The organism is Ammoniphilus oxalaticus (genome assembly GCF_003609605.1).
In the GTDB taxonomy this organism is placed as follows: domain Bacteria; phylum Bacillota; class Bacilli; order Aneurinibacillales; family RAOX-1; genus Ammoniphilus; species Ammoniphilus oxalaticus.
This window is the reverse complement of sequence record NZ_MCHY01000006.1, coordinates 490,518-506,477: the sequence shown is the minus strand read 5'-3', so window position 1 is coordinate 506,477 and position 15,960 is coordinate 490,518. Positions and strand designations below refer to the sequence as shown.

At 43.8% G+C, this 15,960-nt stretch carries 14 protein-coding genes; 3 read left to right on the top strand and 11 right to left on the bottom strand.

Going from position 1 to position 15,960, the window contains the following annotated elements; genetic code table 11:
- Positions 1–12: 12 nt before the first annotated feature.
- Genes BEP19_RS04520 through BEP19_RS04505 form a run of 4 tightly spaced genes read right to left on the bottom strand, consistent with a single transcriptional unit; the run spans position 13 to position 4,660 of the window.
- Positions 13–1,500, bottom strand: a complete 1,488-nt coding sequence (locus BEP19_RS04520; RefSeq protein WP_120188623.1) for a Na+/H+ antiporter subunit D — start codon at positions 1,498–1,500, stop codon at positions 13–15.
- Positions 1,493–1,831 (bottom strand): Na(+)/H(+) antiporter subunit C, encoded by a 339-nt coding sequence (locus tag BEP19_RS04515; RefSeq protein WP_120188622.1) that lies wholly within the window; start codon positions 1,829–1,831, stop codon positions 1,493–1,495. The genes BEP19_RS04520 and BEP19_RS04515 overlap by 8 nt, the downstream gene beginning before the upstream one ends.
- Complete coding sequence (locus tag BEP19_RS04510) at positions 1,831–2,256, bottom strand: Na(+)/H(+) antiporter subunit B (protein ID WP_120188621.1); 426 nt, start codon at positions 2,254–2,256, stop codon at positions 1,831–1,833. Before BEP19_RS04510 ends, BEP19_RS04515 begins: the two co-directional genes overlap by 1 nt.
- Positions 2,240–4,660, bottom strand: coding sequence for a Na+/H+ antiporter subunit A (locus BEP19_RS04505; RefSeq protein ID WP_120188620.1), 2,421 nt, complete (start codon positions 4,658–4,660; stop codon positions 2,240–2,242). Before BEP19_RS04505 ends, BEP19_RS04510 begins: the two co-directional genes overlap by 17 nt.
- Before the next feature lie 269 nt (positions 4,661–4,929).
- Between BEP19_RS04505 and BEP19_RS04500 the strand changes: the two genes are divergently transcribed.
- Positions 4,930–5,610, top strand: a complete 681-nt coding sequence (locus BEP19_RS04500) for a universal stress protein (RefSeq protein WP_120188619.1) — start codon at positions 4,930–4,932, stop codon at positions 5,608–5,610.
- A gap of 214 nt (positions 5,611–5,824) precedes the next feature.
- Here the strand turns inward: BEP19_RS04500 and BEP19_RS04495 are convergent, their stop codons facing one another.
- The 5 genes from BEP19_RS04495 to BEP19_RS04475 all read right to left on the bottom strand — a co-directional run bounded on the left by BEP19_RS04495 (position 5,825) and on the right by BEP19_RS04475 (position 9,747).
- Positions 5,825–6,385 carry a YkoP family protein gene (locus BEP19_RS04495; protein ID WP_120188618.1) on the bottom strand — a complete coding sequence of 187 codons (561 nt, stop codon included), beginning with the start codon at positions 6,383–6,385 and terminating at the stop codon, positions 5,825–5,827.
- 210 nt (positions 6,386–6,595) lie between these two features.
- Positions 6,596–7,870, bottom strand: a complete 1,275-nt coding sequence (locus tag BEP19_RS04490; protein ID WP_170145256.1) for an erythromycin esterase family protein — start codon at positions 7,868–7,870, stop codon at positions 6,596–6,598.
- A gap of 201 nt (positions 7,871–8,071) precedes the next feature.
- Entirely contained in the window at positions 8,072–8,530 is a 459-nt protein-coding gene (locus BEP19_RS04485; RefSeq protein ID WP_120188616.1) for a hypothetical protein, read from the bottom strand.
- Between the two features lie 393 nt (positions 8,531–8,923).
- Complete coding sequence (locus BEP19_RS04480) at positions 8,924–9,196, bottom strand: YciI family protein (protein ID WP_120188615.1); 273 nt, start codon at positions 9,194–9,196, stop codon at positions 8,924–8,926.
- 152 nt (positions 9,197–9,348) lie between these two features.
- Positions 9,349–9,747, bottom strand: a complete 399-nt coding sequence (locus tag BEP19_RS04475) for a hypothetical protein (RefSeq protein WP_120188614.1) — start codon at positions 9,745–9,747, stop codon at positions 9,349–9,351.
- 470 nt (positions 9,748–10,217) lie between these two features.
- On the opposite strand from BEP19_RS04475, the gene BEP19_RS04470 reads away from it, so the two are divergent.
- Both BEP19_RS04470 and BEP19_RS04465 read left to right on the top strand, forming a co-directional pair.
- On the top strand, positions 10,218–10,715 hold the full coding sequence (locus BEP19_RS04470; protein ID WP_120188613.1) for a YkgJ family cysteine cluster protein: 498 nt from the start codon (positions 10,218–10,220) through the stop codon (positions 10,713–10,715).
- A 480-nt stretch (positions 10,716–11,195) separates the two neighbouring features.
- Positions 11,196–12,377, top strand: a complete 1,182-nt coding sequence (locus BEP19_RS04465; RefSeq protein ID WP_120188612.1) for a pyridoxal-phosphate-dependent aminotransferase family protein — start codon at positions 11,196–11,198, stop codon at positions 12,375–12,377.
- Positions 12,378–12,481: 104 nt separating this feature from the next.
- Here BEP19_RS04465 and speE read toward each other — a convergent pair whose 3' ends face one another.
- Together speE and BEP19_RS04455 are read right to left on the bottom strand one after the other, a co-directional pair.
- Complete coding sequence (speE, locus tag BEP19_RS04460) at positions 12,482–13,345, bottom strand: polyamine aminopropyltransferase (protein WP_120188611.1); 864 nt, start codon at positions 13,343–13,345, stop codon at positions 12,482–12,484.
- A 144-nt stretch (positions 13,346–13,489) separates the two neighbouring features.
- Complete coding sequence (locus tag BEP19_RS04455; RefSeq protein ID WP_120188610.1) at positions 13,490–15,802, bottom strand: copper amine oxidase N-terminal domain-containing protein; 2,313 nt, start codon at positions 15,800–15,802, stop codon at positions 13,490–13,492.
- Positions 15,803–15,960: the final 158 nt, after the last annotated feature.

Sequence of the window (15,960 nt, the reverse complement as noted above, 5' to 3'; positions counted from 1 at the left end):
AACTATGCTGTTCTAGATTCTCGGATTCAACCCTAACACCGCATCAATATAGAGATGTGTATTCATTAAGCCTTCAATCGCCACATCGACATATTGACTGATCCCTTGCGCCCCTAAGCCAAGGGCAATCGTCATCAAGGTCAATAGGCCGATCGGAAACAGCAAGCCTTTCGGTGATTCTAGCTCACCCTCTTCATAGTCGGTGTAGCCCCAAAAAGCGCTCATGAAGATTTTCATAATCGAATACAACACCATCAAGCTCGTAAACAGCCCGATGCCTCCTAACCAAAAGTAACCTGCCGTAAAGGTCCCTTCAGTAATGAAAATTTTTCCGAGAAATCCGCTTAACGGTGGAATCCCAGCTAGCGACAGAGCTGCGATGAAAAACATCCAACCTAATGATGGATAAAGACGAATTAGACCGCTGATCTCTTTCAACTTGTTCTTTCCTGTCAGGTGGATGATCGTTCCCCCGAGCAGAAAAATGAGCGCCTTCACAACAATATCGTGGATTAAATAATAAACAGAACCTGTCAAACCAGCGGGTGTAAACGAGGCAACCCCGGCCAAAATAAAGCCAACGCCGACAACGACGTTATACGTTAAAATGCGTTTGATGTCCGCATACGCGACCGCTCCAATCGCCCCGAGAATCATCGTTGCCGCAGCCATGATCCCGATCAATAAATGGGTCGCTTGCGGTTCGTGATAAAAGACGAGCGTAAACATCCGAATAATCGAATAAATCCCGACTTTCGTTAACAATGCAGCAAAGATCGCGGCAATCGCGGTGGGTGGAGCTCCGTACGAACCAGGCAACCAAAAGAATAAAAACAGGCCTGCTTTTAAGCTGAAGACGATTAAAAACAAAAAAGAAACGGTCGTCATCAAGCCATCTTGTCCCATTTCAGCGATACGCAGCGACAGGTGGGCAAAATTCAGTGTACCCGTCATCGCATATAAATAGGCGATCGCAACAAGGAATAAAGAAGATGAAATGACGTTGACTAAAATATATTTAATCGACTCGCGAAGTTGGAGCTTCGTTCCTCCCAGTGAGATCAACACATAAGAAGCAACGAGCATCACCTCAAAACAAACGAATAGATTAAAAATATCCCCTGTTAGAAATGAGCCGTTTACTCCCGCAATGAGAAATAAAAATAAAGGATAAAAGTAAAAGTTCTCCCTCTCTTTGCCAATCGTCTGGAACGCATAGATCAAACAACACGTTGCGACAACGCTTGTGGCCAAGATTAGCAACATCGCAAACATATCCGCGACCATACTCACGCCGAACGGAGCTTCCCAGCCCCCTAATTGCAACGTTTGGATCCCCAGCGCGTTAATTTGATTCATAAGCAGAATCGCAATCCCCAAGATCGATAAAGTCGCGGCCAAACTAAGTAGCCTGTGAAGTTTAATGTCTCTTCTAAAGATGACCATCACCATTCCCGTGATCACAGGAATGACAATCGGCAAGATTACTAGATTATTCATGTTCATTTCCTCTCAATTGCTCGGTATCATCCGTGCCCAATACGATGTAAGCCCGATAGCACAGCACGATAAACAGGGCGGTAATCGCAAAATTAATCACGATCGCGGTTAACAGCAAGGCCTGCGGCAAGGGATCCGTAAACGTCTGGTTTTTTAAACCGAGTAGTGGCGGACCCCCTTTTTTCAAGCCGCCCATCGTCATAATCAATAGATTCACAGCATGCCCCACGATCGATGTTCCCAAAATAATTCGCAATAAACTTTTCGTTAAGATTAAATAAAGACCTATCGCAAACAAGACGCCAACCAAGATAGACATCAACGTTTCCATTATCGATCATCACCTATACTCATGATTATAGTCAGGCCCGTACCGATTACAGCTAGCGCGACCCCCACATCAAACAGGACAGCCGTCGCAATCTCGGTCTGACCAAATACGGGGAGATCAATGTGACCAAACGCTTGTGTGAGAAAAGGCATATCGAGAATCATCGATCCGGCACCCGTCAACACAGCGATCAATACGCCCGAAGCGGCCACGACTTTAAAATCAACAGGAAACTTGCTCCGCACGGTCTCAAGATCAAATGTGAGGAATAACAGAAGGATGGCCGATGTAAAAGCCAAGCCGCCAATAAACCCGCCGCCGGGTTGGTGATGCCCCGACACAAACAGGTTGATCGCGAATGTAAAGATAATCACCACGGCTACTTTCGTCACACTGCGAATAATGACATCATTCGGTTCCTTCATTTTTATCCCCCCCAGCCAAGCGTAGTTTAATTAATGTGTAAACCCCCATCCCCGCGATCGTTAAAACGAGGATTTCCAACATTGTATCCACTCCCCGAAAATCTACGAGAATCGCATTGACCATGTTTTTGGCGCCTGCAAGCGGAAAAGAATCCTTGTAATAGCCTGAAATCGAATCAAACACACGGTGTCCATTCGCTGATAACGCCACAAGGGTGAACACAGCGCCCCCCGCAAGAGCCACAATCGCATTCCCAATTTTAAACGGGACGCGGCTTATTTCCTTGCGTAATTTAGGCAAATGATAAAAACAGAGCAAGAACAACGCCGTCGTAATCGTCTCCACAACAAGCTGTGTCAGAGCCAAATCGGGCGCCTGAAATAGCACGAAGAAGAAAGCTATCAGAAAACCTAAGCCGCCCACCGCGATAATCGAAGTGAGTCTCGAGTTTGAAAACAACACGGTCAACGCGGTCGCGACCATCCCCAGCACGATGCCGACTTCATAAAAGGTAATCGGCGCGTCTTGCGACGAATCGAATGAAAACCCGTTAAATAACCAAAATCCCCCGCCAACAATGATCACAAGAAAAGTAAAAATATAGACAAGATAATCCCGAATAAATCCCGTCATATACCGATTCGTGATCCACCTTGACACATCTTGCGTAATCGCAATTCCAAAATCATACAAGTTATTAAACGTGATCACTTGCGGATACAAAAAGTATAAACGAACCCATCTTCTCAATGTCAGGTAGAGTAAAGTCCCCAACACGATCACGCCAATTGTCATCCACAATTCAGGAGTCAACCAACTGTGCCAGGCTGAGATACGAATATCTAGATTTCCTGTTCCGGCAAAGGAAGGAAGGACGCCAAGTGAAGCCGGTATAAACAAATAATGAGCGAATACATTCGGAATAAAGAAAATAATAATGACGAATGCCGCTAAAATAATCGGAGAAATTAACATCCCCGCTGGAGCCTCTTGTACCTTTTTATCGAGTCTGCCCGGTCTAACCTTTCCTCTAAACGTGCGGAATACAAGGACCATACAATAAATGAATGTAAACACGCTGGCAATCCACGCAAGGAAAGGCAGTATCGCGCCAAACCACCCGATTTTAAACTCTGTCATCTCTGAAGCGTTTAAGACCGCGGTGAAAAACATCTCTTTACTCAAAAAACCATTGAACGGCGGTAATCCCGCCATCGCAAAGCTACCGATGATCGTCAATGTAAACGAAACAGGCATGAGTCCCATCAACCCGCCCAAATGACGAATATCGCGCGTTCCCGTCTCATGGTCAATAATCCCGATCACCATGAACAAACACCCTTTAAATGTCGAGTGATTGACGAGGTGGAAAATTGCGGCAAAGATCGCGACCGCATACACCGCAGACTCGCTAGCCTGTCCGAAAAATAAAGCGACAGATCCTAAACCGAGCAAACACATAATTAATCCTAATTGACTGATCGTCGAATAGGCCAATAGAGCTTTTAGGTCCGTTTGTCTTACCGCGTTCACGGAACCATACAACAACGTAATCAAACCAACCGATGATACAATCCAAAACCATTCTGCCGATCCCCCAAAAACAGGCGTCAACCTAGCGACTAAATAAATGCCCGCTTTAACCATCGTCGCTGAATGAAGGTAGGCGCTGATTGGCGTCGGCGCTTCCATCGCGTCTGGCAACCAAATACTAAATGGAAACTGGGCAGACTTTGTAAACGCCCCTAACAAAATCAAGATCAAGGCGGGAATAAACAACGATTGTTCAAAAATAATACTCGCATGATTGACCATTTCCCGAATACTGTTTGTATCCGCCATTAAGGAAAGCATAATCAAACCCGCTAACATCGCCAGACCGCCAAAGATCGTGATCAGCATCGACTTTTGGGCTCCATAACGCGATCGCTCCCGCTCATACCAATACGCAATTAATAAGAAGGAAGAGATGCTCGTGATTTCCCAAAACACATACAACACATAGATGTTATCCGAAAAGACAAGTCCGAGCATGGCGCCCATAAATAAGAGCAAATAAATGTAAAAATTATGTAACGCTTCACGCTCTTTTGACAAGTAATAAATCGAATAAAGAATGACGAGCGACCCAATTCCAGCGATCAACAACCCAAACACCAAACTTAACCCATCTATATATGTTGTAAAATTGATATCGTAGGCTGGCAACCAGGGGACAGTTTCGAGGTAAGAAAATCCATTGGAAATATCGGATATAAATTGAAACAGGTAGACAAATATCGATAGCGGAACCAAGAGCATGATCCAACCGATATGCAGTTTCGGGGTAAAGCGATTATATATAAAAGGGACAAATAAAGCGGATATAAATGGAACTAAAATCATAAGATGCAACCAAGACAAATTAAAAACTCCTCCTTTGCGAGCCAAATCTCGATGCTTTGCTTTACTTATTTTAGCGCTTTGACCTACTTAATCAAGGCGTTCTGAAATGAATGGACCGCTTTGAACCCTGCCTTTTCATTATTATTCCATTGCAGCGCCATTCTAGTAGCAGACCGCTTTTGAGAGCGTTTTAATGAAAGATTGACTGTTGATGTGGCATAGGTTATATTCATAGCAAGTCAATCGTTTTTTTGGTAAATCTTATAGCAGTGAAGGGGTGAGAACGTATGACGAGAATGAAGGAACGGATGGATGAAAGCATCCTTGTTTGCGTATATTATGGTCCAAATGGAGAACGACTGATTCAACGGGGCTGTAGAATTGCGAATATGCTCGATTGTCCCCTATTCATCCTCACTGTCGATCCGAATCCATTTGATGATTTAGACGCGGAGAAAACGAATTATATTACACGATGGAAACAACTGGCTAAAAAGCATAGCGCCGATGCCTTTATTATTAAGGACAATGAAAAAAGACCAATTTCGAAAGTGATTGCAGAAGTTGCGAGGGAAAAAAATATTACCCAAATCATTCTTGGGCAAACCGCGCAGAGTCGTTGGGAACAAATCGCCAGAGGTTCAATTATCAACGCATTGCTGCGGGAAATCCCTTTTGTTGATCTTCATATTATTTCGGTGGCCCGTTATTTAAAGAATCCTGACAAGCGTTATCAAAAAGGTGTTCGCGCTTATCTTGTCGAAGAGGAGCAACATTATCATCTTGTCTTTAAACATACAAAAAACGTCGTATACGAAGGCATTTTCTTTAAAGAGTTCGGAACTGACTTCAACAACGGTATTTTTAAATTTTTAACCGGCAGAGAAACATTGCAAGTCCAAGTAAACGAAGACATCGTGACAGACCTCACGCACGTTGACATGGATGACAAAGATGACTACTTATAACGTCCCTCCATCAACCGATCTAGATGGAGGTTTTTTTCTATTCCGCTAGATGTCGGCCTGCCAACACCCAATTATTCTCCCTGAGTCGCGCATTTGTATTCCAACCATGCGCTCCTTCGTTCACTTCATATAATTTTTCTATTTTCAGTTAAGTTACCCACTAGAAATATTAGCATAAGCCTCTTAACATAACAATTATTTTTATTTTATAACTTTACTTTACTTTAAAGTACCGATTGACTAACTGTTCCTTCGTCATCATCAAATAATTTGGAGCGAGCGGGCCTTTTTTCAAAAGGGTCAGCCTTTTATGTGGTTGGAGTAACATCATCATTGGCAATTGGAACCATCCTTTTAATGTCCTATAAGCGGGGTTGCTAATCTTGCTGACTTGAAAGCCTAAAGGCTTGACGCCTCGGTTTAAGACCGTGATGCCTAATAACGCTTTGATGTCATCACATTGGGGATGATTGACAAAAAAATGAGCCAAGCCCGGCAGAGACTGTTTGACACGTTGATAAACATAAAGAGCGCGTTTGATGTCATGGTCAATGGATTCCATTTCTTTCATGAGCCGATAATTATGTAAATGAATTTTTAGGAGAAGATCCGAGGATTGAATCGTCGTTCCATCTTCGAAGGATAGACTGGGTCCCCGATACGTGAGCAGACGTACTCGGAAAATGTTATCGCGTTGTTCATCAACAAATTCTAATCGACTGCATCTAAAGTAGAGTTTATCTAGGATAGACCACGCATGAATAATCTTGCTCATCTTCATCTCTCCTTCGTCTGGAACGTCTAAAAAAGAAAACAAGTTTATCTTTCCCCAGTTTCCGCTTTTAAATAGGTAGATTTACCTAACAAATTTAATGGATTGACAAGGCAGAATTACGTCAATATGCGGTAATTAAAAAAATAAAAAAAGGCGTCAGGATAAGTCAACTCCTGTCCTGACTTTCCCGACAACCCTTTTTTGAAAATTTTAGTTCAGGCCCTTCGGTAATAATGGTTTGACCGCATGCGTATGGTCGACGTAGATCAACGCATTATATCGATCAGACAACCGCGAGGCCACGTAGGTCTGATATTCGGCCTGGTGATCGGGATGATAAACGACGCCAATCGCCCGTTGCGGTAGCGGTGTCGAGAAAATCGGTTCATCTTTACCGAAGATTAAAATCTTATCCTCTGCCCCCGCCTCGTGAAGCAAGGCATCCCAGCTACCCGAATGAGCCGCCCGTACTTCCACTTCCTCAAAAGGATGATTCCAATCTTTCGCGGAAATTACTTTTCCTGTATTCGTAGAAAAACCAACTGCATAAACATTGTCGTCACCCCAATGTTCTCGCATTAGCTGAGCGACATTCACAAACCCTTCGGCTGGCATCCCTTCCGTTGCGCGCGCATCGCCCATGTGCGTGTTATGACCCCACACGATAATCTTTCCATTTTCCCCTTGACGTTCGATCAATCGATTGATCACTTGGACCATATGACGGGCCCGAATATTCCAATTGTCAGGTCCACCCATCGCCATTGATCGCCAATAGTGTTCTGAGTTGCGTAGCACAAGAGCGTTGATTTCATCGGCTAACTCGTCATCGGACGGGTTTTGTTTATACCCTCCCCGCGCTTCTGCTAATTTCTGGTGGAGTTCGGTCACCATGGCCTCACACGATTGATTGAAGAAGATCGCATTCAATCCATAAACCTGCGGGTTTTCCTGACTCGTCGCCAATCCCGCTTGAATCTTACGGGCCAGATCTACTAATTCTGGCGATCCAAGTCGCTCCGTAGACTGAATGACTTCATCCAATGACAGCCACAAGCTTTTGAGGTCATCCCCGTAAAATCCGATCTTTTCCGCTTCTGGCAACCCTTGATTGTATTCTCGTAACCATTCAAAAAGCGGAATCATTTCCTCATTGGCTCTTGTCCAAGTTGGAAACTCATTGAACCATTCGGGAAGTAAAGCGGCTAAATCCCCGTTTTGGTGCGCATGCCCTTTAATATAACGCGTCACTTCATAAAAAGGGACCCAGTTCCCTGAAATCGAAAGCGTCGTAAAGCCTTTCTCTGTAATTAGTTTTTTCGTTAGCTCGGTCCGCAAATTATAAAATTCTGCGGTGCCGTGGGTTGCTTCGCCTAGTAACACAATTCGCGTATCGCCAATCGCTTCCACTATTGCATCCAAGTCATCATTCGTATGTAGTGGTTTCGCCCGCTTTTTTATCTCATCGATAAACTGTTGCTTCATTATAGATTCTCCCCCTTTTGAGATCATCACGAATTGTAACCGCATTCATTCTCTTGCGCCCGAACAGCCACAAGAGACCTAAATATTAATTATCGTATAGCGCTCTTATAACATCGTCAAGTCTTGAACCAGGTAAGATTGAGTTTAATTCTTGACTTAACAAAAAAGACTGCCGAAGCAGTCCCTTTTTGATCTAGCAGTTCAATGAATCATTTTTTTGGATCCCTTACTTCGCGGCTCCTTACCTTCGTAAATGGAACGAATCGCGCTATACCATTCGATCATTGAGTATTCTTTTCGATTCTCAACGATGTACATAAACACACATGTAAAAGGATCTAATTGCAAAGGAGCTTCCTCCCCTTCAATCGGAATGATGACACGAGCATCAAATGGATTTTCAATATCCTCATACTCCCAAAAAGCTCCAGCAAAACTGTGAACCAACACTTGGCCGAGATACAAGCCCAAAGCCATAATATTATAATGTTCATCCTTGGGAATCTCTGTCGGAGTTGGGTAGCGCTTTGTCACCCATTTTTCCATCCGAATGAGATCGTTATATGTGTAACGCATGGACAGCTTTAAATCCTGCGAAAAGAAAATAGAAGCTGGATGATTCGGGCTTGTCACGGCGATTGCTTCTGTAAATTTATTCATGTTTATTTACTCGCCTCACTTGTTTTAATTTCTCATTATATTATAACCGAAAGTGATTGGCGGGAGAACCCGTTACGGGGAGGGCGCCCGTCCAACGATCAAAGACCTCCCGCATCTCTCAGTTCAAGCCTACCATTAACATACGAAATATGTAAACGATGGATATGCGCGGCGGCCTCTTCCCCATAAACGACCGTTAGCCCATTGACTTTTATTACAATGTCTCCTTCTTTGATCTCATCCAGAGTCAAGCGAAAGGCGGATAAACCTCAACTACTTTTTTCATTGTAGCCGATTCGAACGCCGTCACGACTTAACTTGTTCATTAATTGCTGGATAAACAGACAAGCATCATCTGTAATCACCATCGTTTGTGAATCACCTCATTCATCTTTATTCACCGAGCGGGAACGGCAAAGAATTCCACTCGCGTAATTCCAGTGTACGGGCTTTTTCAACAATCACAGGGTCTGCTTCAGCTAACGCTTTCGCCTCTTCAAACGAATGAGCGCGGTAAATAACCATGCCGCCTTTTTTATCTGTAAATGGACCTGCTGATAAGACTTTTCCTTGTTTGTAAAGATCATCTAAATATGCAAGATGAGCAGGACGAACCTTTGCATTCAATTGTTCATCAATAATCGGTAACATTGCTACGTATAACATGCGCGCCAACCCCTATCCTATAAATTTAATATGCTCAACATTATAACAAAGATGGCAAACTTGTATAGCGAAAATAAGCAAGCTAGTCTATGTAAAAATCGATGTCAAGGAAAAAAAGGAGCCATTGTCGCGGCTCCTTATCACATTCTCCGTTATCCAATTAAATTAAATAAAAAACGCGCGTATTCATCTGATATTGTAATATCAGTATGCTGGTCATCGACCACGTACTTAGCCGTTAAACTGAACATTGATCCATCTTTTAAATAGATCGTTAACGTTTTAACGAGATGGTCTTCCACCTCACGATTATCTAACATATACTCTCGCAATTGTTTGGACTCAAAAGTAGCTCCTTTGCTGCCCTCATCCTTTGCTAGAAGAATATCAACGACTTCTCCAAACCCTTTAATTTTACGTAACTCCAATTGCATCCTGCCTTCATGGTAATATTCATAATCATTTTCAGTGGACAAAATCGTCATCAAACCGACTTGTCGGCCTACAAACCATCGCAATTCATTATAAATCTCATGTGTCAATGTATTCATCTGTTTCCATCCCCCTTAACTAGAAGGTAATCATCCCTACCTTTTGACAAATCATATCTCTAGACAAATCGTAACATTTTCAATTGGATCGGAGATCTCCTTTGATAAAGGGCATTTCATCATCTACTTTTTTTTATATTATCGAAACTACTCGCCATTTGCAACAGTTTTCTGACTCTTCAGTACCCTTTGATTAATTTACGCTTCAATGATCTTTATAAGCAAATTAATTATATTTTAACATAACCACATCAAAAACCATATCATCCAACTGCTTCCAAATCATTGTTCAGCCATTGCCTTTCCCTCACTTATTTAAAGGTGTTATAATATTCAATATATTCCGTAGCGTTTTTAATATTTGTTCAAAATTTGTTAAGTTATCGTCATTTAGAATACCTTTACTATCGGTTACAATAATAGTAAGGAGCGAATTCAGGGAGATATTTCATCTGAAAAGAGGGATGATTGTGTCGAAAGTAAACTATACGGATGAACAGTTGTGCGCAACTTGCCAAGGGGCCTGCTGTAAATATTATGCGGGTTCTGCCCTGCCTTCGGATTTTGAATCGATCAGTGTCACCGCGCTAACTGAAAAGTTTGCTTCCGGTGAATGGGCGGTTGATATTTGGGACGGAGATCCGCGTGAAGGAATGTCTATTTTTGATGAGGCTTATTTCATTCGTCCCGCCCATACGAACGCGATTGGAAAAGTATTCGACTTTTCCACAGGAGGCGAATGTGTACATTTGACACAGATGGGCTGTCGTTTAACGAGCGAACAACGCCCCGCTGGATGTCGACTGCTTAAACCTGGCATCGACGCCTGTATTCCATTAGGAGCGACAAGCCAAGATGCCGCGGTCGCTTGGCTTCCTTATACACGTGATATTTTAGAGGCGGCTAAACGAGCTGAAAAGATGTTGCGCGAAAAAAACGCAAGCTTATCTGTTCATGACGGGGGATAGAGATCGGCCTCCTCTCCCCCTTCGCTTCACCACCCACAAAGATGACAGAAAACTTAAGCTTTTTCATTAATTCAACTTTTTATGAATTTACCCTGTTATGTAACGAATATATTCCTTATAATAAGATTAGCTGATCCGCGCGAAATTGAAAAATAGAGTAGAAATTCTTTAATTGTCCACTTGCCAAAATGAGCATGGATAGCTATTATTTTTAAAACACTTTAATTGTTTAAAGGAAAAAAGGTTATCATCCAACACAGTTTTTCACCCACTTTGAAATGCGAATCGTGTAAAATATGGACAAGCATGCATAATTTTCCGCTTAAATTTACATGATAGAGAAAAGTTTGTCTTTAATCCGCAGATTAAAAAACTGAACATTCACACCCCGACTTTCTTCAATTGTTCACATTTTAATTAAAGGTAAAAACAAGGATGAGGAGAAGAACTGAATACTGGATAGTTTAAGGAGGACACAAGATGAAACGAAATAAAGAGATGTTATTGGTGCCAGGGCCTACTCCTGTTACGGGCGAAATCTACGATGCGCTTGCGCAAGAAACATGGGGTCATACCGATCCGCGTTTTGTTAAAATTTTCAAAGAGTCGATTGCTTTAACAAAGCAATTATTTAATACAGACGGTGAAGTGTTTGTCCTCGCTGGTTCTGGGACCGTTGCGATGGAAATGGCGCTCGTTAATACCGTTGCTCCAGGAGAAAAGATTTTAGTCGTCAGTCACGGATTTTTTGGCGATCGATTTATAGATATAGCTGAAGCGTTTGGTATTCAAGCTGAAACGATTCAAGCGGAATGGGGACAACATGTCGATCCAGAACAAGTTCGGGCGAAATTGGCTGAAGGCGGCTTTAAGGCTGTCACTGTTTCCCATGCGGATACATCAACAGGTGTTGCCGCAAGTTTAGAGCAACTTGTCCCAGTGGTGAAAGAAGCGGGCGCATTATTTATTCTAGACGGTGTCTGCGCAACAGCAGCGATGGACGAAGATATGGGGAAAGAATACGGCGCTTCAAACCACCGAATCGACGTCATTTTGACAGGTTCGCAAAAAGCGATCGGGGTTCCTCCAGGCATCGCGATCGTCGCCTTTAGCCCTGAAGCGTTAGCGGCGAGAGAAAAGTTAGGACGCATTAACGCCTACTATAGCGATATTAAAAAATGGCAGCCGGTGATGGAAAATCCTGCGAAGTACTTTGCGACTCCACCGGTAAACTTAATTTACGCTTATCACCGCGGACTGCAATTGGTTATGGAGGAAGGATTAGAAACACGGTGGAACCGCCACACGATCTCTGCGAAAGCGATTCGCGCCGCGCTGGCGACTTACGGTATGGAAGCATTGGCAGATGAAGCGATTGCAGCCTCTACGTTAAGTTGCTTCATTTATCCAGAAGGCATTGACGATGGAAAATTTAGAGCCGCTTTAGCAGATAAAGGGGTTGTCGTTGCTGGAGCGCTTGCCTCGTTAGCGGGCAAGGCGTTCAGAGTGGGCCATATGGGGAACGCTACGAACGACATGTTCGCCAGAGCAATTGAGTTAATTGGCGTAACGTTAAATGAGATTGGATACACCGTGGACACACAAGCAGCTGTTCGGAAATTCCAAGAAACATGCGAAAACCGAATTGTATTAGAATACTAAACAACATAGTCGATCTCCAAAGAGATACAAAAAAAACACCGTCCAAAACTCGAGGAGCGGTGTTTTTTTATGTTCATCCACTTGTTTCCTGGGAAATTATGACATTAACTTTCAAGCGTCTTCACAAGAAATTGAGGCAACGCAAAACAACTTTCTACGATTTGTTCATTGACGTACTTCGTTTCTTTCCCGCTTACTTTGGAGGCGTTCGGCTGAATCGATTGCTTTGCCCCAATGGTAAAACTCCAAAAACCGCCTGGATAAGTGGGAACAACTGCTGTGTACATTTTTGTCTCATCGAAAAGTTCAGAAATTCGGTTGCGCGTTTGCTTCATCACGTCCACATGGAAGATTGGCGACTGACTTTGGCAGACCATCACGCCATCCTCTTTTAATGCAGTATGTAGGCTTTCATAGAAACTTTTTTCGAACAACGCTTGGGCTGGACCGATCGGGTCGGATGAATCAACAATGATTAGATCGTACTCACTCTTTTTCGATTGAGCAAATTTAACCCCATCATCAAAAATAAAATGGACACGCTTATCAGACAGTCGTCCCGACACTTCCGGCAAATGCTCCCTGCAAGCTTTAACGACAAGCTCGTCAATTTCAACCATATCGACCTGCTCCACTTGTTCATACTTACATACTTCTTTCGCTACACCGCAATCACCGCCACCAATGATTAATACTTTTTTCGGATTAGGGTGAACCGCCATTGGAACATGCGAAATCATTTCGTTGTAAATGTGGCCATCGATAGCTGTCGTTTGCACAATACCATCGAGCGCGAGCATCCGCCCAAAGTGGTAAGAATCTAAAATCATCACTTCTTGAAAAGATGACTTCTCTTTAAATACAATTTCCTTAATCCGATAACTCACTTTCAGATTATCATGTTCGTCTTCCGTTAACCAAAGAGACCCATCCCGCTCGGTTAAGTAGGCTGGCAAATAGTTGGTCATCATACTCCCCCATTCAATGAATAATATCCATTCTAATATAGCCCCTTGTCTGTCGAAAAGCTAGTGGCGCCGCGACAAAATAGAGTAAACAAAAAAACAGCAGGTTCAAAAAAACGAGCTGTTTTTCTGAACCTGCTGCTGTGTTTAGTTTAGATAGATGGTTTCAGTTTGCGGGTCCCAATTTACTTTTGCTCCGAAAGCTTCGGCAATCACGCGAACCGGTAAAAATACACGTCCATTTTTATTAATTGCTGGACTATCGTTTTGAATAAATACGCCATTCACGTTCATCACATAGCTACCGACGATAACTGAAATCGCTTTGCCCCCTTTAAGGATGGTTACTTTCCCATCTTGCGGGTCCCATCCGACGACAGCGTCAAACGCTTCCGCTACCGCTCGCACAGGCACAAGCGTACGTCCATGCTTATCGATAAATGGGGCGACATCGATTTTTTTGGCAACATCGTTAACCATATAGGAATTAGAACCGATCACAAAGCTCACAGAGTTCATAATCGTCCCATTCGTCGGCACCACGACATTCGCCACCCCGATACTCCCCACTGTATCCGTTTGAGGGAAACTGTTTGTAATCGCTCCGCCTGTTTGAATCATTGAACCACCTAACTCAATACGCATTTCGCCTTCGGCAACTGTTCGGTCCGCCGTTACTTTTAACCCACTAAAGGTAATTGTAGACGGCTTTGAGCTCGCCGCTAACGTAGCCAATTGCAAATACCAACGTCCGTATTCATCTTTATCAATGATTGGATTCGCCGTATCAAGGGCAAGGTCTCCGTCGATCTGAATTTGATCTGAATCCGGCATATTCGGTCTGACCCCTGCAGGGAACGTCAAGCGAATAAATGAATCTCTTCCCGCGCTATCAATCGCGCCCGCGAGCTGTTCTTCGACAATCAAATCACTGATCGTTCGATCTTGCACACCGGCTTGAACCGGTTTCAATGTCGCGTCTGGAACGGATAAGCGAAGCGGAGCAACTACGTTCGCAATCACTCCCGCATTGCCGGACGCGCCCGCATTACCGCTAATAGTCGCGCTCACATCAGCAGATGTAGCGTCTGCGGCCACATCGACCAACCCTTTTTCCAAAACAAGCTTACCGCCTTTGGTTCCTTGCGATGTCGTTTTAACCGAGGTCAAAATTGTTTGATCATCGACAAGCTCCCACTCCGCTAATTCTAACCCTTGCAGATCGGATAAAAATGTATTCAGACGAGGCGCTTGAACGAGTTTTCGATCGGAATCAACCGCCCATTTCACGCGATTGTCTAAACGGACTCGAATCGAACCGCCTGCTCGGAGTGATCCTGGCGCCTGTTCTTCAATGACCAACTGACCAATTTCAGTATGCTCAGGATCTGCGGCCCCCGCTCGACCGGCTAGCACGTTCTTGACCTCTCCAACACGAATCGTCGCTTCGTATTTCACATACTTACCAACCACTAATGATTTTTCGCTCATTTTGCTTGTACCGCTCAGTTCTACAGAAATCGCTCCGTAAGCGGCTAACTTATCATCGCCAACCGTAATCACCGCATCTTTTAACGTGAAATAACTTGCCGCATTCGTCGTTACAGGAACTTGGATTTCAAGTTCGCGTCGATCCGCGCCGCGTGTGGCGCTTAACTTCGCTACCGCATCGTTATCCCCATAAATAAAATGAAGCGGATATTCATTTTCTTTCCACTCGAAACCTGATGGCAACGTCAGTTTTAAACGACTACCCGTTGTTAGCGCCCCTGGGCTATCTTCTTTAAAACGAATCGTATCCAGCGCCGCTTCGCCACTTTCTGGAATCGTCTTCACCGAATCGACAGATACGTCAACAATACCTGTTCCTTTCGTGGCCAATGTTACCTTTTCATTCGTAAAGGCGCTGCCAGGTTGGGTTTCAATGATCGCCTCAATCTTCCCAGCCGAGCTGCCAGGGACATACACGCTCCCAAGATTAATTTTTATAATGGTATTCGCATCCGACCCGCCATTAGGCGCTTTGTCCGCATTTTTCACAACGACTTTCATCTCATTAGAATGCGTTTGATAGACAGCCAGATGCTCGCTAACCTCGTCGTTCCACGGATCGGATGGGCTCACTGTTTGCATTAATCGCGCGGTTGTTCCATCTGGCATGGTAATCGTAGCCGCAGCGATATCGACAGTGTCATCTGTTGCCGCTGGAATGTTTAGCTTAAAATCCGCCGGCAATCTTACAATGAAAAAATCACCCGTCTTAATATCTGTAATCGGAACTTCAATTTTCAATTGTCCTAAACTTTTATAATCATCGCTCGTCGCGCTCATACTGACAGCTTGCGCGCCGACTACACTGACCGTCGCCGCAGCATCTACAACAAGTGGTGTCATCAAACTTGCGAGTAGAGCGACTGTCGACATAACAGATGTTAATTTCATTCGTTTTGTTATTTGCATGTCATTTCTTCCTCAACTTTCTATTTCATAAATTCGTTCGTTTTTCTGAAGTGACATGTTGTAACTTATCACGGATTGGCGGTGGATTTCATTAGGGAATCGATGGGAACGATCTGACGGGCGCAATGTGAGGAATCTCACCTAGTGGTTGTAGAAAT